This is a genomic window from Streptomyces sp. NPDC053427 (assembly GCF_044544985.1).
In the GTDB taxonomy this organism is placed as follows: domain Bacteria; phylum Actinomycetota; class Actinomycetes; order Streptomycetales; family Streptomycetaceae; genus Streptomyces.
On the sequence record NZ_JBITYA010000008.1, the window covers coordinates 261,311 to 281,017 of the forward strand.

The 19,707-nt window shown below is 69.7% G+C and carries 15 protein-coding genes and 1 tRNA gene; 6 read left to right on the forward strand and 10 right to left on the reverse strand.

Annotation, left to right across the window (positions count from 1 at the left end; translation table 11 throughout):
• Positions 1 to 44: 44 nt before the first annotated feature.
• Both ACIGWZ_RS23610 and pyk read left to right on the forward strand, forming a co-directional pair.
• Positions 45 to 779: an SIMPL domain-containing protein gene (locus tag ACIGWZ_RS23610; RefSeq protein ID WP_400067680.1), complete on the forward strand. Its 735-nt coding sequence runs from the start codon at positions 45 to 47 to the stop codon at positions 777 to 779.
• A gap of 145 nt (positions 780 to 924) precedes the next feature.
• A complete protein-coding gene (pyk, locus tag ACIGWZ_RS23615; protein ID WP_400067682.1) occupies positions 925 to 2,361 on the forward strand; it encodes a pyruvate kinase in 1,437 nt (478 codons plus the stop codon).
• A 64-nt stretch (positions 2,362 to 2,425) separates the two neighbouring features.
• On the opposite strand, the gene ACIGWZ_RS23620 is transcribed toward pyk, so the two are convergent.
• Positions 2,426 to 3,199, reverse strand: coding sequence for a helix-turn-helix domain-containing protein (locus ACIGWZ_RS23620; RefSeq protein WP_400068048.1), 774 nt, complete (start codon positions 3,197 to 3,199; stop codon positions 2,426 to 2,428).
• 109 nt (positions 3,200 to 3,308) lie between these two features.
• Positions 3,309 to 3,381, reverse strand: a tRNA-Leu gene (locus ACIGWZ_RS23625).
• 98 nt (positions 3,382 to 3,479) lie between these two features.
• Between ACIGWZ_RS23625 and ACIGWZ_RS23630 the strand changes: the two genes are divergently transcribed.
• Entirely contained in the window at positions 3,480 to 4,133 is a 654-nt protein-coding gene (locus ACIGWZ_RS23630) for an ANTAR domain-containing response regulator (protein WP_400067685.1), read from the forward strand.
• A gap of 82 nt (positions 4,134 to 4,215) precedes the next feature.
• Here ACIGWZ_RS23630 and ACIGWZ_RS23635 read toward each other — a convergent pair whose 3' ends face one another.
• From ACIGWZ_RS23635 to ACIGWZ_RS23665, 7 genes are all read right to left on the reverse strand, one after another.
• Complete coding sequence (locus ACIGWZ_RS23635; protein WP_400067686.1) at positions 4,216 to 4,932, reverse strand: ABC transporter ATP-binding protein; 717 nt, start codon at positions 4,930 to 4,932, stop codon at positions 4,216 to 4,218.
• Positions 4,929 to 5,891 (reverse strand): ABC transporter ATP-binding protein, encoded by a 963-nt coding sequence (locus ACIGWZ_RS23640; protein WP_400067688.1) that lies wholly within the window; start codon positions 5,889 to 5,891, stop codon positions 4,929 to 4,931. The genes ACIGWZ_RS23635 and ACIGWZ_RS23640 overlap by 4 nt, the downstream gene beginning before the upstream one ends.
• A gap of 5 nt (positions 5,892 to 5,896) precedes the next feature.
• Complete coding sequence (locus ACIGWZ_RS23645) at positions 5,897 to 7,708, reverse strand: branched-chain amino acid ABC transporter permease (RefSeq protein ID WP_400067690.1); 1,812 nt, start codon at positions 7,706 to 7,708, stop codon at positions 5,897 to 5,899.
• Between the two features lie 5 nt (positions 7,709 to 7,713).
• Positions 7,714 to 8,643 (reverse strand): branched-chain amino acid ABC transporter permease, encoded by a 930-nt coding sequence (locus tag ACIGWZ_RS23650; RefSeq protein WP_400067692.1) that lies wholly within the window; start codon positions 8,641 to 8,643, stop codon positions 7,714 to 7,716.
• Between the two features lie 106 nt (positions 8,644 to 8,749).
• Positions 8,750 to 9,970 carry a branched-chain amino acid ABC transporter substrate-binding protein gene (locus ACIGWZ_RS23655; RefSeq protein WP_400068050.1) on the reverse strand — a complete coding sequence of 407 codons (1,221 nt, stop codon included), beginning with the start codon at positions 9,968 to 9,970 and terminating at the stop codon, positions 8,750 to 8,752.
• 525 nt (positions 9,971 to 10,495) lie between these two features.
• Positions 10,496 to 10,969: a PaaI family thioesterase gene (locus ACIGWZ_RS23660; protein WP_400067694.1), complete on the reverse strand. Its 474-nt coding sequence runs from the start codon at positions 10,967 to 10,969 to the stop codon at positions 10,496 to 10,498.
• A 183-nt stretch (positions 10,970 to 11,152) separates the two neighbouring features.
• A complete protein-coding gene (locus tag ACIGWZ_RS23665) occupies positions 11,153 to 13,471 on the reverse strand; it encodes an FdhF/YdeP family oxidoreductase (protein ID WP_400067696.1) in 2,319 nt (772 codons plus the stop codon).
• A gap of 195 nt (positions 13,472 to 13,666) precedes the next feature.
• On the opposite strand from ACIGWZ_RS23665, the gene polA reads away from it, so the two are divergent.
• On the forward strand, positions 13,667 to 16,405 hold the full coding sequence (polA, locus tag ACIGWZ_RS23670) for a DNA polymerase I (RefSeq protein ID WP_400067699.1): 2,739 nt from the start codon (positions 13,667 to 13,669) through the stop codon (positions 16,403 to 16,405).
• 25 nt (positions 16,406 to 16,430) lie between these two features.
• Here polA and ACIGWZ_RS23675 read toward each other — a convergent pair whose 3' ends face one another.
• Positions 16,431 to 17,375: a DUF4184 family protein gene (locus ACIGWZ_RS23675; protein ID WP_400067701.1), complete on the reverse strand. Its 945-nt coding sequence runs from the start codon at positions 17,373 to 17,375 to the stop codon at positions 16,431 to 16,433.
• 152 nt (positions 17,376 to 17,527) lie between these two features.
• Between ACIGWZ_RS23675 and ACIGWZ_RS23680 the strand changes: the two genes are divergently transcribed.
• Both ACIGWZ_RS23680 and ACIGWZ_RS23685 read left to right on the forward strand, forming a co-directional pair.
• The gene (locus ACIGWZ_RS23680) at positions 17,528 to 19,393 is read left to right on the forward strand and encodes a lytic transglycosylase (RefSeq protein ID WP_400067703.1); all 1,866 of its coding nucleotides are present in this window, start codon (positions 17,528 to 17,530) and stop codon (positions 19,391 to 19,393) included.
• Between the two features lie 164 nt (positions 19,394 to 19,557).
• The gene (locus ACIGWZ_RS23685) at positions 19,558 to 19,692 is read left to right on the forward strand and encodes an SPW_0924 family protein (protein ID WP_400067705.1); all 135 of its coding nucleotides are present in this window, start codon (positions 19,558 to 19,560) and stop codon (positions 19,690 to 19,692) included.
• Positions 19,693 to 19,707 lie beyond the last annotated feature (15 nt).

Genomic DNA, 19,707 nt, shown 5'->3' on the forward strand with positions numbered 1-19,707 from the left:
ACCAACCGAAGACCGACCACCACAGACCACACCAGGAGCCCCCCATGACCAACCCCCTCGACCCCGACGCCACCCCCACAACCCCCCTGCCCTACGGCACCCCCGACACCCCCCGCCTCGCCGTACGCGGCGAAGCCCGCCTCGAAATCGACCCCGAAACGGCCCGCATCCTCGTCACCGTCACCGCCCGCGGCGCCGACCGCAACGCCGCCCTCACCGACCTCACCCGCCGCAACGACGAAGCCCTCACCCTCATCAAAAGCTACGGAAACGCCATCGAACACCTCGAAACCGGTGCCTTCAGCATCACCCCCCAACTCACCGACAAAGGCCGCAACGAACGCATCCGCGCCTACCGCGGCAGCGTCACCCTCAACGCCACCCTCAACGACTTCACCTCCCTCGGCGAACTCACCACCCGCCTCGCCGACCTCGAACTCACCCACGTCGCCGGCCCCTGGTGGGCCCTGCGCCCCGACTCACCCGCCCACCGCGCCGCCCGCACCCAAGCCGTCCACGAAGCCGTCCAACGCGCCCGCGCATACGCCGAAGCCCTCGGCGCCCGCCTCGGCGCCCTCGTCGAACTCGCCGACCTCGGCGCCGAAAACGCCCCCACGCCCGCACCCCGCGGCGCCATGGGCGGCTACGGAATGCCCCCGCTCCCACCCGAGCCCGGCGCCGCCCCCGGCTCCGCCCCCGCCCTCGACCTCCAGCCCCAACGCCAGACCGTCCACGCCTGCGTCAACGCACGCTTTACGATGACCCGTCCCGCACTATGAGACGACGCCCTGAGAAGGCGAATTTCCGCTCATCGGAGCGGCCCCACGCCCATTCCAATACTTGTCAACAGCCTTTCATCAACCGGCCGTTGAGCAGTCACCTCTTCACAGTTCACTACCGCCCGGTAAGTCATAGGGTCGAAACATGCGCCGAGCAAAAATCGTCTGCACGCTAGGACCCGCCACCGACTCGTACGAGCAGATCAAAGCCCTCGTCGACGCCGGAATGGACATCGCCCGCTTCAACCTCAGCCACGGCACCTACGCCGAACACGAAGCGCGCTACGAACGGGTCCGCAAAGCATCGGAAGAAACCCGCCGCAGCGTCGGAATCCTCGCCGACCTTCAAGGTCCGAAGATCCGCCTCGGACGATTCCAGGAAGGACCCGTACTTCTCGAACGCGACGACGAGTTCACCATCACCGTCGAACCGTCCACCCAAGGCGACCGCCACATCTGCGGCACCACCTACCCCGGCCTCGCCGACGACGTCACCCCCGGCGAACGCATCCTCGTCGACGACGGCAGAGTCACCCTCGAAGTCACCGGCGTCGACGGACCCCACGTCCGGACCAAGGTCATCGAAGGCGGCATGGTCTCCGACCACAAAGGCCTCAACCTCCCCGGCGTCGCCGTATCCGTCCCCGCCCTCTCCGAAAAGGACCAGGACGACCTCCGCTGGGCCCTGCGCACCGGCGCCGACATCATCGCCCTCTCCTTCGTCCGCAGCGGCCGCGACATCGAAGACGTCCACCGCATCATGCGCGAAGAAGACCGCTTCCTCCCCGTCATCGCCAAGGTGGAGAAGCCCCAGGCCGTCGACAACATCGACGACATCGTCGCCGCCTTCGACGGCATCATGGTCGCCCGCGGCGACCTCGGCGTCGAAATGCCCCTCGAAACCGTCCCGATCGTCCAAAAACGCGCCATCAAACTCGCCAAGCGCAACGCCAAACCCGTCATCGTCGCCACCCAGATGCTCGACTCGATGATCGACAACTCCCGCCCCACCCGCGCCGAAGCCTCCGACGTCGCCAACGCCGTCATCGACGGCACCGACGCCGTCATGCTCTCCGGCGAAACCAGCGTCGGCAAATACCCCACCGAAACCGTCAAAACGATGAGCCGCATCGTCGAAGCCGCCGAGGAAGACCTCCTCGCCAAGGGCCTCCCGCCGCTCACCGAAGCCAACAAACCCCGCACCCAGGGCGGCGCCGTCGCCCGCGCCGCCGCCGACATGGGCGACTTCCTCGGCGCCAAATTCCTCGTCGCCTTCACCCAGTCCGGCGACACCGTCCGACGCCTGTCCCGCTACCGCTCCCCGATCCCCCTCCTGGCCTTCACCCCCGACCCGGCCACCCGCTCCCAGCTCAACGTCAGCTGGGGCGTCGAGACCTTCCTCGGCCCCACCGTCAACTCCACCGACGAGATGGTCGCCCAGGTCGACGAACAACTCCTGAAGATCGGCCGCTGCCAGAAGGGCGACGTCGTCATCATCACCGCCGGCTCCCCACCCGGCATCCCCGGCTCCACCAACCTCGTCCGCGTCCACCACATCGGCGAGGACGACACCCCGAAGTAACCCGCAGTAACTCGTAGTTGCGCCCCTGTATGCGCTGGGCCGAGGTATCTGACTGCCGTCCCTGTCAGTACTTCGGCCCGATGTGTTGGTCCATGAGGGCCACGGAGGATTTGCGGGCCACGGAGATGTTCTGCGCCCTACGGGACTGCCGGGTGGGTTTCCATTCGACGCCGACCTTGTCGAGGGTGTCTGTGAAGAGCCGGATGATGTCGGTCGACGTGTTGGTGAAGAAGTACCGCGGGTATTCGTAGCGTTTGTGTACGCCGCCGACGAGCCGCGTGGTCCAGTTGGTGATCCGGCAGCCGTCGGAGTGGACGAGTCCGCGGATGAACTCCCAGGGATATTCGTCCACAATCTGCTGTTGCCACGCATCGAGGGCGATCGGCCGCTCGTGCTTCTTGCCGGGGCCGTGTTGCGGGAACATGCACTTCCAGTGAGCTGTATAGGACTTGACCTCGACGCAACCTGTCTTGTGGCGTCGTCGCACGCTCGGCAGAGCCATCACCTTACGCATGGCGTCCTCGGCTGACTGGATCAAGCCAGGCCAGGCTTCGTCGCAGAAGACGGACAGATGATGTTGCTTCTGTTTGGAGATGATGTGGCCATCGCCGAGGTAGAGGCCGAGTAAGTATGCGTACGCTTGTCGGTCAAATGCGCGCTCCGCGCACCGTGGGCAGTCGTGGGGGCGCTCGAAGCTCTCACCACGTCGCTTGCGGTCCTCGTGCCGCCACCAGCCGATGGTCCCGCGTGGGACATTGAGTCGCTCCGCCACCGTGCGGTTGGTGACACCTTGCCGAAGAAGGGCGAGGGCTCGCTCGCGTGTTTCGCAGTCGTACATAATCACGAGCTTGGCGCGAGCTTTATGGCCGCAAGGGGATTCGAAGGCGCGTTCACCGGGGCGAGTGAAGATCCCCAACAGTCGAGTGACCTTCGATGTGAAGGTAAAGTGCCCTGGGTGGGATTCGAACCCACGCTGTCGGTGGTTTGAGCACCGTGCCTCTGCCGCTGGGCTACCAGGGCCGACCTTGGAAACCAAGGTTAGCGAAGACCCGCCGTGCATCAAACATACAGGAGATAGGTAGGCTCATGGGGCACCACCTGCCAGCAAGAGGAGACCCGTGAGCGCCGCCGAGCCCGAGCAGCCTGTCGCCGACGACGATCAGTCGCACGTCCCGCCGCTGACCACCCGCGTCGTGATCGCCGAGGACGAGGCCCTCATCCGTCTCGATCTGAAAGAGATGCTGGAGGAGGAGGGCTACACCGTCGTCGGCGAGGCCGGAGACGGTCAGAAGGCCGTCGAGCTGGCCCGGGAGCACCGTCCCGACCTGGTGATCCTCGATGTGAAGATGCCGATCCTGGACGGGATCTCGGCGGCCGAGAAGATCGCCGAGGAGAGCATCGCGCCGGTGCTGATGCTCACCGCGTTCTCGCAGCGTGAGCTGGTGGAGCGGGCGCGGGACGCGGGTGCGATGGCGTATCTCGTGAAGCCGTTCTCCAAGAGCGACGTGGTGCCGGCGATCGAGATGGCGGTGAGCCGGTTCACGGAGCTGAAGACGCTGGAGAAGGAGGTCGCGGACCTCACTCAGCGGCTGGAGACGCGCAAGCTCGTGGACCGTGCGAAGAGCATTCTGCAGACGCAGTACGGGCTGACGGAGCCGGCGGCGTTCCGGTGGATCCAGAAGACGTCGATGGACCGGCGGCTGTCGATGCAGCAGGTTGCCGAGGCGGTCATCGAGGACGCCGAGGAGAAGAAGCAGCAGAAGGATCAGTAGCTGCGTCGTGTGTGTGCGAGCGGCCCCGTACCGATGGTGATCGGTGCGGGGCCGCTTTGTGTGCGGGTGGTCGTGTGCGGGTTCAGTCCTCGCCGAGGTAGGCCTTGCGGACGGACTCGTCGTGCAGGAGGTGTTCGCCGCTTCCGGAGAGGACGATGCGGCCGATTTCCATGACGTGTCCCTGGTCGGCGAGGGAGAGCGCGGCTTGGGCGTTCTGTTCCACGAGGAGGATGGTGGTGCCTTGGGAGCGGAGTTCGCGGATGGTTTCCATGATTTTCTGCATCATGATCGGGGAGAGGCCCATGGAGGGTTCGTCGAGCATGAGGAGTTTGGGGCGGGACATCAATGCGCGTCCCATGGCGAGCATTTGCTGTTCGCCGCCGGAGAGGGTGCCGGAGGCCTGTTTTCTGCGTTCGCCGAGGATGGGGAAGAGGTCGTAGACGCGCTGGATGTCTTTTTCGATGCCGGGGGTGTCCTTGCGGAGGAAGGCTCCCAGCTGGAGGTTTTCTTCGATGGTGAGGCGGGGGAAGAGGCGGCGGCCTTCGGGGGAGTGGGCGAGGCCGCGTTCGACGATCTTGTGGGCGGGGACGCCGTTGAGGGGTTCTCCGTCGAAGGTGATCTTTCCGGCGAGGGGTTTGAGGAGGCCGGAGAGGGTGCGCAGGGTGGTGGTTTTGCCGGCGCCGTTGGTGCCGATGAGGGTGACGGCTTGGCCGGCTTCGACGGAGAACGAGATGCCTTTGACGGCTTCGATCTTTCCGTAGGCGACGCGGAGGTCCTCGACCTCGAGGAGTGTGGTCATGGGGTGTCTCCGGTCTCGGTGGTTTCTGTGGTTTCTGTGGCTTTTGGGGTCTCTCCGGTCTGTGTGGGGTCTGCGGTCTTTGCGGTTTCTGTGGCTGCTGTTGTGTCGGCGGGCTGTTTCGCGGTGGTGGTGTTCGGTGTTGCGGTCGGCGCGGGTGTTCCTGCGGTGTCGTCCATGGGTGTTCCGAGGTAGGCCGCGACGACGCGTTCATCGGCTTGGACGACGTCGGCGGTGCCCTCGATGAGTTTCTGGCCTTGGACGAGGACGGCGACGCGGTCGCAGAGGTTGAAGATGAAGCGCATGTCGTGCTCGATGACGAGGACGGCGGTGCCCTGGTCGCGGATGGCGAGGACGAGGTCCTGGGTGGCGCGGGTTTCCTGGGGGTTCATGCCGGCGGTGGGTTCGTCCAGGAGGAGGAGGCCGGGGTCGCTGGCGAGGGCGCGGGCGATTTCGAGCTTGCGTTGTTCGCCGTAGGGGAGGTTGCGGGCGAGGTGGTCGCGTTTGTGGGCGAGGCCGGTGAATTCCAGGAGTTCCATGGCGCGTTTTTCGGAGGCGCGTTCGGCTTTTTTGAAGCCGGGGCCGCGTAGGAGGGCGGACCAGAGGCCTTCCTTGGTGCGGGTGTGGCGGCCCACGAGGACGTTTTCGAGGACGGTCATGTTGGCGAAGAGGCGGATGTTTTGGAAGGTGCGGGCGACGCCGGCCTGGGTGACGAGGTGGGGTTTGCGGGAGAGGCGGGTGCCTCGGTAGCTGACGGTGCCTTCGGTGGGGACGTAGAGGCCGGTGAGGCAGTTGAAGAAGGTGGTTTTTCCGGCGCCGTTGGGGCCGATGAGGCCGACGATTTCTCCGGTGCCGACGGTGAGGTCGACGCCGCGTACGGCGGTGAGTCCGCCGAAGCGCATGGTGACGCCGGAGGCTTCGAGGACGGTGGCGTCGGTGGTGGCGATGGTGGGTGTGGTCATGGTCGTCACGCCTTTGCCTTGGTGACGCCGAGGGTGGCGTCCGAGTCCGGTAGGCGTTGGTCGGGCACGTCGAGTTGGCCGGTTTCGTGGAATTCGAGCTGCTTGCGGCGGTCGGGGATGAGGCCTTCGGGCCGGAAGCGCATCAGCAGGACGAGGGCGATGCCGAAGAGCAGCAGCTGGTAGTCCTGGAGGAAGTCGAGCTTGGCGGGGATGAGGAAGAGCAGGGCCGCGCCGACGAGGGGTCCGCTGAGGGTTCCCATGCCGCCGAGGATGACGGCGGCGAGGAGGAAGGCGGAGTTGGGGGGCTGGGGGCCGGCGAACTGGAATTGTTCGGGGGTGGCGGTCGTTACTACGTGTGCATGGACGGTTCCGGCGAGTCCTGCGAGGGCGGCGCCGAGGGCGAAGGCGAGCAGGCGCAGGCGGAAGGAGTTGATGCCCATGGCGATGGCGGCGGTTTCGTCCTCGCGGATGGCGATCCAGGCGCGGCCGATGCGGGAGGCGGCGGCGCGGCGGAAGACGAGGACGACGAAGGCGGTGACCAGGATCATCAGCAGGTAGTAGTTGCCGTAGGTGGCGACGGGGATGCCGAGGATGTGGTGTGGTTCGCCGAAGTTGAAGCCGAAGATTTCGAGGTTGGGGATGTTGGGGATGCCCATGGCGCCGTTGGTGATGTCGGGGCCGGTGGTGCCGTTGAGGTTGAGCATGGCGATGCGGAAGATCTCACCGAAGCCGAGGGTGACGATGGCGAGGTAGTCGCCGCGCAGGCGGAGGGTGGGGGCTCCGATGAGGACGCCGAAGACGAGGGAGGCGGCGGCGCCGGTCAGGAGGGCGGCCCAGAAGGGGAAGTGGAAGCCGAGCGCGGATTCGGGGGAGCCGGAGACGAGGGCGGCGGCGTAGGCGCCGACGCCGAGGAAGGCGACGTAGCCGAGGTCGAGGAGGCCGGCGAGGCCGACGACGACGTTGAGGCCCAGGGCGACGGTGGCGAAGATCAGGATGTTGGCCCCGATGATCGTGTACTGGTCGGTGTCCTGGGTGAAGGGGAAGCAGGCGGCGGCGATGAAGGCCGCGCCGAGGGCGACGCCGCGGTGGGTGTGGGTGAGTGCGGTGAGGCGTGCGATGAGTCCTGCGCGGGTCAGGGCGGGGAGTGCGAGGACGATGAAGAGGAGGTAGCCGACGAAGGGGGCGCCGTCGTCGGTGTCGATGCCGAAGGTGAAGGCGAGGAGCCCGGTGGCGAAGGCGGCGGCGATGATCAGGATCTCGGCCCAGGAGGGGAGTTCGCGGGTGCGGCGCCGTACGGGGGTGGCGGCGAGGGTCGCGGTGAAGCGTTGCCAGGGGCCGGCAGGTGGTGGGCCGTCGGTGCGGTCGGGGGGTAGGCCGAGGGCGCCGAGCAGGGTGAGCAGGGAGGCGAGGGCCGCGACGGCGCCGCCGGGTTCGAGGTTGACGAGGCCGCCGAGCTGGACGGCGATGGCGATGAGGGTGAACCAGGTCGCGGTGAAGGTGGCGAGCGCGGCGAGGAGTGCGGGGGCGTTGCGGCCTGCGGGGGTGAGCCATTGGAGGCCGCGCAGGCCGAGTGCGGAGGCGGTGAGGAGGAGGGTGAGGATGCCGCCGGCGAGGGTGACGAGTTGGAGGCCGGCGGGGGATCCGTAGTAGGTGAGGTCGCCGGGGAAGTCGCTGCTCCAGGTCCAGGCGAGGGCGGTGGAGGCGGCGGTGGCGAGGGCGCCGGCCGCGGTGGTGATGCGGGCGGTGCGTTCGGGCAGTGGGAGGACGCCTCGGTTGCGGGCGGGTGCGGTGTCCTTGGTGGTGGTGTCGGTGGTCATCGCTATCACGCCCGATCCGCGACGCGTTCGCCCAGCAGGCCTTGTGGCCGCAGGAGGAGTACGAGGATGAGGAGGACGAAGGCCCAGACGTCCTTCCAGGCTCCGCCGCCGAATTGCTGCATGCCGGGGATCTCTTCGACGTAGGCGGTGGCGAGGGCTTCGGCGATGCCGAGGACGACGCCGCCGAGCATGGCGCCGTAGATGTTGCCGATGCCGCCGAGGACGGCGGCGGTGAAGGCCTTGAGGCCCATGATGAAGCCCATCCGGAACTGCACCTCGCCGGTGCGCAGGCCGTAGGCGACGGCGGCGACGCCTGCGAAGGCGGCGCCGATGGCGAAGGCGAGGACGATGATGCGGTCGGTGTTGATGCCCATGAGTTTGGCCGTGTCGGGGTCCTGGGCGGTGGCCTGCATGGCGCGTCCGCTGCGGGTCTTGGAGACGAAGAGGCCGAGGGCGATCATGCAGGCGGGGGCGGCGAGGAGGACGAAGAGGTCGCCGCGCTGGACGGTGGCGCCCAGGATGTCGAAGGCGTGGCCCTTGAACTGGGGGAAGACGCGGGCCTGTTTGCCGTCGGGGTACCACTTCCAGATGGCTTGCTGGAGGGCGATGGACAGGCCGATGGCGGTGATGAGGGGGGCGAGGCGGGGTGCGCCGCGCAGTGGTCGGTAGGCGAAGCGTTCGGCGGCGACGCCGACGAGGACGGATACCGCGATGCCGCCGATGAGCATGACGGGCAGGGCGAGGGCGAGGGAGGTGCCGGTGGGGAGGGCGAGGTAGACGCTGAGTGCCCCGAAGCCGCCGACCATGAAGATCTCGCCGTGGGCGAAGTTGATGAGCTGGACGATTCCGTAGACCATCGTGTAGCCGATCGCGATGAGTCCGTACATCGCGCCGAGGATGAGTCCGTTGGCCAGCTGTTGCGGCAGTTCGTTCACCGCAGGGCCTCCGTGGGGTGGGAGTGACGGGGTTCCGGTGTGCCGCGGGCCGCGCCAGGGGTGGGTGGTGTCCTGGCGCGGCCCGGTTGGCCGGCCGTGCGGTGGGTCAGCTCTTGTCGAACTTCTTGAATTCGGCGCTGAAGCGGGCTTTCCAGGTGTTCTTGTCGACCTGGTAGGCGGTGATCATGGTGTTGGTGGTGTCGCCGTATTTGTCGAAGGCGACCTTGCCGGTGACGCCGTCGAAGGTGACCTTGTTCATGGCGTCGACGACCTTGGTGCGGGCGTCGTCGGGGAGTTTGCCGTTGTTGTCGGCGACGACCTTCTTGACGGCCTGGATGATGGTCCAGGTGGCGTCGTAGGTGGAGCCGCCGTAGGCCTCGTAGGCTTCCTTGAAGCCGGCTGCCTTGTAGTTGGCGATGAATTTCTTGGCGGAGGCGAGCTGTTCGACGGGCTTGCCGACGGAGGAGGCGTAGTCGCCCTGGGCCTTCTTGTTGAGCTTGATGTAGTCGGCGCTGTACATGCCGTCGCCGCCCATGAGGGGGACGGTGACGCCGCCGTCCTTGAGCTGTTGGCTGAGCGGGCCGGAGGCGGGGTATTCGCCGCCGTAGAAGACCAGGTCGGGTCCCTTGGATTTGACCTTGGAGACGATGGCCTTGAAGTCGCGGTCGTCGGGGCTGATGTGTTCGGTGCCGACGACTTTTCCGCCGAGCTTGGTGAACTGGTCCTTGAAGGAGGAGGCCAGGCCGACGCCGTAGGTCTTCTGGTCGTCGATGACGTAGGCCTTCTTGGCCTTCACCTTCTCCCATGCGTACTGGCCGTCGAAGGCGCCCTGGACCTCGTCGGTGGTGGCGGTGCGGAAGTAGGTGGGGAACTGGCGGGCGCGTTTGTTGTCCCGCCAGTCCTTGCCCTGGGTGAGGTCGGGGGTGGTGTTGGCCGGGGATATCAGCGCGACGTTGTTCTGTTTGGAGACCTGCTGCATGGACTGGGCGACGCCGGAGTTGAGCGGGCCGACGATGCCCAGGACGTCCTTGTCGCCGGCGAGTTTGGTGGCGTTCTGCTGGCCGACGTTGGGCAGGGCCTTGTCGTCGAGGGCTTCGAGTTTGAAGGTGACGCCCTTGACCTCGCCGGCTTTGTTGGCGGTGTCGATGGCGAGCTGGGCGGAGTTGCGGATGCCCAGTCCGAGGGCGGAGAGCTCGCCGGTGGTCGGGGCGTCGAGGCCGATGACGACGGTGGTTTTCGAGCCGTCGCCGCTCTTGTCGTCGCCCCGGGATCCGCACGCGGAGAGCGTGAGGGCGCCGGTGACGACCGCGGTGGTGAGGATGAGCAAGGAACGGTGACGCACGATCAGTCCTTTCCCTGGCGCGGCCACGGCTGTCGCATGGCCGTTTCGCGCGGGCTGTACGGGGTGGTACAGGGTCCGTGCTCGCAGCGCGCCCGGCGGCGCGGTGACTGGCGGTGAACTCTAGAGGGGTGTTCGGCGGCCCGGCAGAGGCGCTGAGCAGGATGTGACGCTCTTGTTATGACCGGCGATGAGCGTTATGCCCTCATGGTCCTTACAGGCCGGGGGCGGACGCGGTGCGGAAGGTGAATTTGCACTTCCGCAGGGGAATGTGGGCCGGGGTGTCGGTGCGGCGTCCGGTTATCGGACGAGGTGGGCGCGGGGGCGTCAACGGCGGTGCGGGGGAAGGGGGATGGGTCCGGTGCGGCATGGCGCTGGTGTTACGCAGAGTTACGGAAGGGGGTGCGGGGGCGGGTGCGGGGGAGGCGCGTGGGGATGCCGGGGCGAGCGGGCCGGGCATGCGGACGGCCCCGCTCCCGGGTGTCGGGGGCGGGGCCGTCGTGGCGGGGCGGTTCAGCTGCGGTAGGCCTCGGCGTCCACCTCGCGCAGCATGCAGGTCAGCCGGGCGGTGCAGACCCGCTTGTCCTGCTCATCGGTGATCGCGATCTCGTAGGTGGCGGTGGAGCGGCCGCGGTGCACGGGGGTGGCGATGCCGGTGACGAGGCCGGAGCGGGCGCCGCGGTGGTGGGTGCAGTTGAGGTCGACGCCGACGGCGAGCTTGGTGGGGCCGCCGTGCAGCATCGAGCCGACCGAGCCGAGGGTTTCGGCGAGCACGGCGGAGGCGCCGCCGTGCAGGAGCCCGTAGGGCTGGGTGTTGCCCTCGATGGGCATGGTGCCCACGACTCGCTCCGGCGCGGCCTCGAGGACCCGTACGCTCATCCGCTCGCCGAGGTGTCCGGCGGAGAACAGGGCGGGCAGGTCGAGGCCGAGGCCCGCCCACTGCGCGAGGATCTCCTGCGGAAACTTGGTCGTGCTCTGCTCACCCATGCCTGCGGCTCCGTTCGCTTGCCCGTGATCGTTGCGCCCGTGATCGTCGTTGGTCGTCTGCATTGCCGGTCGTGATCGTCGTGACGGCGATCGCGCTCGGAAGCGATCGCCGTCGGTCGTGATCGCCGTCGGTCGTGATCGCCATCGACCGTGCCTGTTCCTATCAGGCCCCTGAGCAAGCGCTCAGCCCGGGGTGTCCTGCGGGGGGCTCTGGGCGCTCTCCAGGCGGATCACCACGGACTTGGCGGCGGGGGTGTTGCTGGTGTCCGCGGTGTGGTCGAGCGGGATGAGGACGTTGGTCTCGGGGTAGTAGGCGGCCGCGCAGCCGCGGGTCGTCGGGTAGTGCACCACCCGGAAGCCCGGCGCGCGCCGCTCGCTGCCGTCCGTCCATTCGCTGACCAGGTCGGCGTACGCGCCGTCGGCCAGTTCCCGTTCGCGGGCGTCGTCGGGGTGGACGAGCACCACGCGGCGGCCGTTCTTGATGCCCCGGTAGCGGTCGTCGAGGCCGTAGATGGTGGTGTTGTACTGGTCGTGCGAGCGCAGCGTCTGCAGTAGCAGCCGTCCTTCGGGGACGGCGGGGTACTCCACCGGGGCGGCGCTGAAGTTGGCCTTCCCGGTGGCGGTGGGGAAGCGGCGGTCGTCGCGGGGGGCGTGCGGCAGGGCGAAGCCGCCGGGGCGGGCGACCTTGGCGTTGAAGTCCTCGAAGCCGGGGACGACATGCGCGATGCGGTCGCGGATCGTCCCGTAGTCCTTCTCGAACTCCTCCCAGGGCGTGCGGCTGGCCTCGCCCAGGACGCGCCGCGCCAGGCGGGCGACGATCGCCGTCTCGGACAGCAGCTCGGGGCTCGCCGGCTCCAGGCGCCCGCGGGAGGCGTGCACCATGCCCATGGAGTCCTCGACGGTCACGAACTGCGCGGCGCTCTTCCCGTCCGGGCCGGTCTGGAGATCGCGCTCGGTGCGCCCCAGGGTGGGCAGGATCAGGGCGCGGGCGCCGGTGATGGCGTGCGAGCGGTTGAGCTTGGTGGAGACGTGGACGCTGAGGCGGGCGCGGCGCATGGCGGCCTCGGTGACGTCGGTGTCGGGGGTGGCGGAGACGAAGTTGCCGCCCATCGCGAAGAAGACCTTGGCCTGCCCGTCGCGCAGCGCGCGGATGGCCCGTACGACGTCCAGGCCGTGCTCGCGGGGCGGGGCGAAGCCGAACTCCTTCTCCAGGGCATCGAGGAAGGCGGGCGCGGGCCGTTCGAAGATGCCCATGGTGCGGTCGCCCTGGACGTTGCTGTGGCCGCGCACGGGGCACACGCCCGCACCGGGGCGGCCGATGTTGCCGCGCAGCAGCAGGAAGTTGACCACTTCCTTGATGGTGGGGACGGAGTGCTTGTGCTGGGTCAGGCCCATCGCCCAGCACACGATGGTGCGCCGGGAGGCGAGGACCATGGCCAGCGCGCGGTCGATCTCCTCGCGGGTCAGCCCCGTGGCGCGCAGCGTCTCGTCCCAGTCGTCGTCGGCGCGGGCGGTCCGCGCGAACTCTTCGTACCCGTGGGTGTGTTCACGGATGAACTCCTCGTCGACGGCGCCTTCCGTCTCGAGGATCGAACGGTTCAGGGCGCGGAAGAGTGCCTGGTCGCCGCCGAGGCGTACCTGGAGGAAGAGATCGGTCAGGGCGGTGCCGCCGCCGGCCAGGCCGCGCGGGGTCTGCGGGTTCTTGAAGCGTTCGAGGCCGGCCTCGGGCAGCGGATTGATCGAGATGATCTTTGTGCCGCCGGCCTTGGCCTTTTCCAGGGCGGTGAGCATCCGGGGGTGGTTGGTGCCCGGGTTCTGGCCGGCGACGATGATCAGGTCGGCCTTGTAGAGGTCCTCCAGCAGAACGCTGCCCTTGCCGATGCCGATGGTCTCCGTCAGGGCCGAGCCGGACGACTCGTGGCACATGTTGGAGCAGTCGGGGAGGTTGTTGGTGCCGAATTCGCGGGCGAAGAGCTGGTAGAGGAAGGCGGCCTCGTTGCTGGTGCGGCCGGAGGTGTAGAAAACAGCCTCGTCGGGGGAGTCGAGGGCGGTCAGTTCCTCGCCGATGATGTCGAAGGCCCGTTCCCAGGGGACGGGGGCGTAGTGGTCGGCGCCCTCGGCCAGGTACATGGGGTGGGTGAGGCGGCCCTGCTGGCCGAGCCAGTAGCCGCTGCGGGAGGCGAGGTCGGCGACGGAGTGCGCGGCGAAGAAGTCCGGGGTGACCCGGCGGAGGGTGGCCTCTTCCGCGACGGCCTTGGCGCCGTTCTCGCAGAATTCGGCGGCGTGCCGCTTGTCGCCCTCGGGCCAGGCGCAGCCGGGGCAGTCGAAGCCGTTCTTCTGGTTGACGCGGAGCAGGGTCAGGGCGGTGCGTTTGACGCCCATCTGCTGCTGGGAGATGCGCAGGGCGTGGGTGATGGCCGGCAGGCCGACGGCGGAGTGCTGGGGTCCGCTGACCTCGGGCGCGTCCTGGACGGGGTCCGTCGCGGGCGGCTTGCCTGCCATGACACTCTCCCTTGAGTCGTGTGCTGTGCCGGTCCGCCGGGGGTGGGCGGATCGTTGCTGTGGACATCTGATCCTGTCACGGCGGGCGGCGGGGGTGTAGGGGCGCTCGCGGCGCCCGCCGGGGTGCGGGCGGGGACGCGGTGCGGGCGGCGTCCGCGGCGGGGATTGTCAGTGGGGCGTGGCAGGATCGGGGGCGTGGCAGCAAAGGCAGCGAAGAAGAGCGAAGCGACCGGCAGCAAGGCGGCGGCGGGCGGCCGTCCCCGTCTGCTCCTGATGGACGGGCATTCCATGGCATACCGGGCGTTCTTCGCCCTGCCCGTGGAGAATTTCACCACCGCCACGGGGCAACCGACCAACGCGATCTACGGCTTCGCGTCGATGCTCGCGAACACCCTGCGCGACGAAGCGCCCACGCATTTCGCGGTGGCCTTCGACGTCTCGCGCAAGACCTGGCGCTCCGAGGAGTTCCCCGAGTACAAGGCGAACCGCTCCAAGACGCCCGACGAGTTCAAGGGCCAGGTCGAGCTGATCGGCGAGCTGCTCGACGCCATGCACGTCAAGCGGTTCGCGGTCGAGGGCTTCGAGGCGGACGACGTGATCGCCACGCTCACCGAGCAGGCCGTCGCGCAGGGCTTCGAGGTCTCCATCGTCACCGGCGACCGCGACTCCTTCCAGCTGGTCTCCGACGACGTCACCGTCCTCTACCCCACGAAGGGCGTCTCCGAGCTGACCCGCTTCACCCCGGAGAAGGTCTTCGAGAAGTACGGCCTGACCCCCGCCCAGTACCCGGACTTCGCGGCGCTGCGCGGCGACCCGTCCGACAACCTCCCCGGCATCCCCGGCGTCGGCGAGAAGACCGCCACGAAGTGGATCAACCAGTTCGGCTCGTTCGCGGAGCTGGTGGAGCGCGCCGAGGAGGTCAAGGGCAAGGCGGGCGCCAACCTCCGCGAGCACCTGGAGTCGGTCAAGCTCAACCGCCGGCTGACGGAGATGGTCCGCGATGTCGAGCTGTCGTGCGGCCCCGACGCGCTGAGCCGCGAGGCGTACGACCGCGAGGCCCTCAAGGTGCTCCTCAACGCCCTGGAGATCCGCAACCAGGGCCTGCGCGACCGGCTGCACGCCGTCGACCCGGGCGCCGAGGAGTCCGCCGAGGAGGCGGCGCCGGCCGGCGGCATCGAGGTGGACGGCACGGTCCTCGGTGCGGGCGAGCTCGCTCCGTGGCTGACCGAGCACGGCGCGGGGCCGCTGGGCGTCGCCACCGTCGACGTGTGGAGCCTGGGCAGCGGCAGCGTCGCCGAGATCGCGCTGGCCACCCCCGAAGGCCCGGCCGTCTGGTTCGACCCGTCCCAGCTGGACGAGGCCGACGAGCGGGCCTTCGCCGCCTGGAGCGCGGATCCGGCCCGGCCCAAGGTGCTGCACAACGCCAAGGGCCTGATGCGGGTCTTCGGCGAGCACGGCTGGCTCATCGAGGGCGTCGCGATGGACACCGCCCTGGCCGCCTATCTGGTCAAGCCCGGCCGCCGCTCCTTCGCCCTGGACGCCCTGTCCATCGAATACCTGGGCCGCGATCTGGCCCCGGCCGCCGCCGGGGACGGCCAGCTGGCCTTCGGCGCCGACGAGGAGGCCGAGGCGGACGCCCTGATGGGGCAGGCCCGCACGGTCCTCGACCTGGGCGCCGCGTTCGAGACCAAGCTGGCGGAGGTCGGCGCCGCGGAGCTGCTGCGCGATGTCGAGCTGCCCACCAGCGCCCTGCTGGCCCGGATGGAGCGGGCCGGCATCGCCGCCGACCGGGGCTGGCTGGAGCGGATGGAGCAGCAGTTCGCCGGTGCGGTCCAGCAGGCCGTACAGGAGGCGCACGCCGCGGCCGGCCATGAGTTCAACCTCGGCTCGCCCAAGCAGCTGCAGGAGGTCCTCTTCGGCGAGTTGGGTCTGCCCAGGACCAAGAAGACCAAGACCGGTTACACCACCGACGCCGACGCCCTGGCGTGGCTGGCCGCGCAGACCGAGAACGAACTCCCGGTGATCATGCTCCGCCACCGCGAGCAGGCCAAGCTGCGCACGACGGTCGAGGGCCTGATCAAGACCATCGCCGCGGACGGCCGCATCCACACCACCTTCAACCAGACCGTCGCCGCCACCGGCCGGCTGTCCTCCACGGACCCCAACCTCCAGAACATCCCGGTCCGTACGGACGAGGGCCGGGCGATCCGCCGCGGCTTCGTGGTCGGCGAGGGCTTCGAGTCCCTGCTGACCGCGGACTACAGCCAGATCGAGCTGCGGGTGATGGCCCATCTCTCCGAGGACGAGGGCCTGATCGAGGCCTTCACCTCCGGCGAGGACCTGCACACCACCGTCGCCTCCCATGTCTTCTCCGTCGCCAAGGACCAGGTCGACCCGGAGATGCGCCGCAAGATCAAGGCGATGTCCTACGGCCTGGCATACGGCCTGTCGGCGTTCGGCCTCTCCCAGCAGCTGGGCATCCAGCCCGATGAGGCCCGCAAGCTGATGGACAACTTCTTCGAGCGCTTCGGCGGCGTCCGCGACTACCTCCAGCGCGTCGTCGAGGAGGCCCGCGCCACGGGCTACACGGAGACGATCCTCGGCCGCCGCCGCTACCTCCCCGACCTCAACAGCGACAACCGCCAGCGTCGCGAGATGGCCGAGCGGATGGCGCTGAACGCCCCCATTCAGGGCACCGCCGCCGACATCGTCAAGATCGCCATGCTGAAGGTCGACGCGGCCCTGCGCGAGGCCGGGCTGCACTCGCGGCTGCTGCTCCAGGTCCACGACGAAATCGTGGTCGAGGTGGCTCCCGGCGAACGCAAGAAGGTCGAGGAACTGGTCCGCCGCGAAATGGCCGGTGCGGTCGAACTGAGCGCCCCGCTGGACGTCTCGGTCGGTGCGGGCAAGGACTGGGAATCGGCGGCGCACTGAGGAGGCGGCTGCGGGACGGCGCGGGTCAGCCGGGCCCGCGCCGCCCCGCAGCCGGGCGCCCGCCGGGCCGGCCCTGCGGGGACGCGGGGCGCGGTGCGGGGTCCGCCCCCGCTATCCGCTCCGGTGCCGCGCGGCCGTCGTCCGCCCCGTCCGCCCGGCGCATACGGCGGTGCAGCAGACGCACGGCCACGGCGTGGACCACCAAGCCGGCCGCGAGGCCGGCGCCCGCACCGAACAGCGCGGACGGGACGTAGTCGAACCAGGTCGCCGTGCCGCCGAAGACGGCGTACGCGCGCAGGGTGCGGTGGACGGCGCCGGCCGCGACGCACAGGGCGAGCGGCGCGGCCAGCAGCAGCCGCAGCCGCACGGTCAGGACGGGCACGGCGGCCGGTGGCCCCTCGCCGCGCCCGGACCGCAGCGCCGTCCACAGGAACCACCCGATGGCCGCGAGCGCGAGCGCCGAACTCCCGGACTGCACATAGGCGGCGACCGGCCGACCGCCCACCCACTCGTTCAGCACGGGGACCAGCCGGGTGCCCCAGCGGCCGGGGTGGGTGAAGGCGTCCCAGACGACATGGGAGGCGCAGCCGAGCACCGCGGAGAGCACGAACCACCCGGCCAGCGCGGCCAGTTGGCGCGGGCCCCGGGGTCGCCAGGGGCGGCCGCGGGCGAACGCGTACGCCCTGCCCTGCCAGGCCCGCGGCAGCAGTGCCAGCAGCGGTTCGCGCACCAGCAGCCAGCCGCCGACCAGCGCCGCGGTCAGCGCCACATCCACCGTCAGCACACCGAGCAGACCATGCGTCACCTTGCCGAACTCCATGGCGCCCGGCACCACCGTGGCCGCGTAGTACGTCAGATCCGGCGCGAACGAGCCCGCGACGAGCGCCGAGGCGACCAGCCGGCCGCGCCCCGCACCCGTCCGGCGGATCGCCGGGAGCACCGCGGCGGCATGACTGAGCGTGAACGGCATGGCCCCCTCCTTGATCGATTCGGATCATTATGTCGGCCCATGAGGGCGGTGGCCGCCCGGCCCGAGTTGTCGTAGTGTCGCCTGAGTTGGAACGCCGGGGGGCGCGTACCACCGTGGTGCGCGAGGTAGTCAACGCGGAGGGGACGTCACGCATGGCAGCCATATTCGGGCGACGGCTTGGACGGGGAGTGGCGTCAACGGCCGTGACGGCGCTGGCGGTGGCCGCGCTGACCGCCTCCCAGGCACCGCACGCCGCGGAGGACGCGGCCGCCGGAAAGTCGGAGCCGGGCCCGCCGCCCGCCGGCACCCCCATCGACGGCGGTTCGGCCTACTACACGGATCTGCCGCCCCGCAACAGCCCCGCACCGCCCGCAGGTTCGCACCGTCCCCGCCACGGTATCCCCGCCGCCGGCCCCGCCGAGGCGGGCATCCCCGCCACCGTCCTGGCCGCGTACAAGAAGGCCGAGGCGCGCCTCGACGCCGACGCCCCGGGCTGCCGGCTGCCCTGGCAGCTGCTCGCCGGGATCGGCAAGGTCGAATCCGGGCAGGCGCGCGGCGGCGCGGTCGATGCCACCGGTACCACCCTCGCGCCGATCCTCGGCCCGCGGCTCGACGGCCATGGCTTCGCCCGCATCGACGACACCGACGGCGGCCGCCTGGACGGCGACCTCGTCCACGACCGGGCCGTGGGCCCGATGCAGTTCATCCCCTCCACCTGGTCCAACGGCGGTCCGCTCGGGGCAGGTTGGGGAGCCGACGGCAACGGCGACGGCAAGAGGGACCCCCACAACGTCTTCGACGCGGCGCTTGCCGCCGGCCGTTATCTCTGCGCCGGCGGCCGCGATCTGTCCGCGGCGGACGACCTCGACCGCGCGATCCTCGGCTACAACGACTCCGAGGCGTATCTGCGGACGGTGCTGTCCTGGTTCGCGTTCTACCGCACGGGGACGCACGAGGTGCCGGACGGCAAGGGTGTGCTCCCGGTGCGGCGGGGCGGCGCCAACGGGAGCGGCGGTCACGACGGCGGCCGGTCCGAAGGGCGTACGGGGCACGGCCGCGGCACCGCAGGCGCACCGGGCGGGAGCCGCCACCACGCCGGAACGAAGCCGAACGGCCCCGCCGTACCGGGCGGTTCCGGTGGCACCGGCCACGCCCCGGGCGGCTCCCACGCTCCCGCCCCGAAGCCGCCCGCGCCGAAGCCGCCAACCCCGAAGCCGCCCACCGGGCCCGCCGCCCTCGCCGCCCTCCAACGGGTCGGCGGCAACGGCCTGAGTGCCACCGCGGGCACCGACTTCGCCGTGAAACCGCAGGTGCGCGCCCAGGACGCGGCGGGCAGGCCGGTCGCCGGAGCCCCCGTCCGCTTCACCCTCCCCACGACCACCGACGCCCGCTTCCCCGGCGACGCGACGGACGTCACCGTCACCACCGGCAAGGACGGCCTGGCCACCGCGCCCACGCTGCACGCGGGCGAGAGGACCGGCGCGTTCACCCTCCGGGCGACGGCCGTCGGCCGCGGCGTGCCCGCCGTCGCCTTCGCCGCCACCGTCGAGGCCAGGCCCGTGCCGCGGGCCGACCGGCTCGTCCGTACCTCGGACAAGGAGCTGAAGGTGACCGCGGGCCAGGCGTTCTCGGCGGGCGCGGTCGAGATCCGGGCGACCTGCCAGGGCAAGCTCGCCGCCGGGGTGCCGGTCACCGCGACCATGGTCACCGAGGACCCCGGGAGCCTCAAGGCCTCCCAGAACCCCAAGGCCTCCCAGAATCCCAACGACCCCAAGGCCCCGAAGAACCCCGTGGAGAACGACAAGGGCCCCTACTTCAAGGACCCCGAGGCCACCGGCGCCGACAAGGACAAGCCCGTACGCACCCTCACCACCCTCACCACGGACGCCCACGGCCTGCTCGAGCTCCCGAAGATCTACACGGACTCGCACGCCGGGACGTTCCTGCTGCGGCTGACCACCGAAGACGGCGCCTCGCTCACCGTCGAACTCGAGGTCACACCGCCCGGCGCGGGCTGAACCGGCCCACGCCGCCCACTCCACCGCCGTCCCGCCCCCCGTCCGGGGCGGGACGGCGGTGCCATGTGTCGTCGCGTGCCACGTGTTCTCATCTCGGCCCCCCGTTGCTACGGTGCCCCGACCTGACGCCGTATCAGTTCCAGTGGCTCTCCGGGAGGCCGGCCATGCGCGCCCTGACAGCAGCCGTCGTCGGACTGGCCGCGGCGCTCGCCCTCGTCGTCACCATCACGGCGATCGGCGCGCCCAGCGGCACGACCTCACCCAAGCCGCTGCTCACCACCGTCCCCGAACACCACTGAGGGAGGGACGAAACC

Coding starts and splice junctions, on each gene's coding strand:
- ACIGWZ_RS23660 (WP_400067694.1), bottom strand. CDS start 10,969: ATGGGTGAGCAGAGCACGACCAAGTTTCCGCAGGAGATCCTCGCGCAG.
- pyk (WP_400067682.1), top strand. CDS start 925: ATGCGCCGAGCAAAAATCGTCTGCACGCTAGGACCCGCCACCGACTCG.
- ACIGWZ_RS23680 (WP_400067703.1), top strand. CDS start 17,528: ATGGCAGCCATATTCGGGCGACGGCTTGGACGGGGAGTGGCGTCAACG.
- ACIGWZ_RS23645 (WP_400067690.1), bottom strand. CDS start 7,708: ATGACCACCGACACCACCACCAAGGACACCGCACCCGCCCGCAACCGA.
- ACIGWZ_RS23620 (WP_400068048.1), bottom strand. CDS start 3,199: ATGTACGACTGCGAAACACGCGAGCGAGCCCTCGCCCTTCTTCGGCAA.
- ACIGWZ_RS23675 (WP_400067701.1), bottom strand. CDS start 17,375: ATGCCGTTCACGCTCAGTCATGCCGCCGCGGTGCTCCCGGCGATCCGC.
- ACIGWZ_RS23635 (WP_400067686.1), bottom strand. CDS start 4,932: ATGACCACACTCCTCGAGGTCGAGGACCTCCGCGTCGCCTACGGAAAG.
- ACIGWZ_RS23665 (WP_400067696.1), bottom strand. CDS start 13,471: ATGGCAGGCAAGCCGCCCGCGACGGACCCCGTCCAGGACGCGCCCGAG.
- ACIGWZ_RS23685 (WP_400067705.1), top strand. CDS start 19,558: ATGCGCGCCCTGACAGCAGCCGTCGTCGGACTGGCCGCGGCGCTCGCC.
- ACIGWZ_RS23610 (WP_400067680.1), top strand. CDS start 45: ATGACCAACCCCCTCGACCCCGACGCCACCCCCACAACCCCCCTGCCC.
- ACIGWZ_RS23640 (WP_400067688.1), bottom strand. CDS start 5,891: ATGACCACACCCACCATCGCCACCACCGACGCCACCGTCCTCGAAGCC.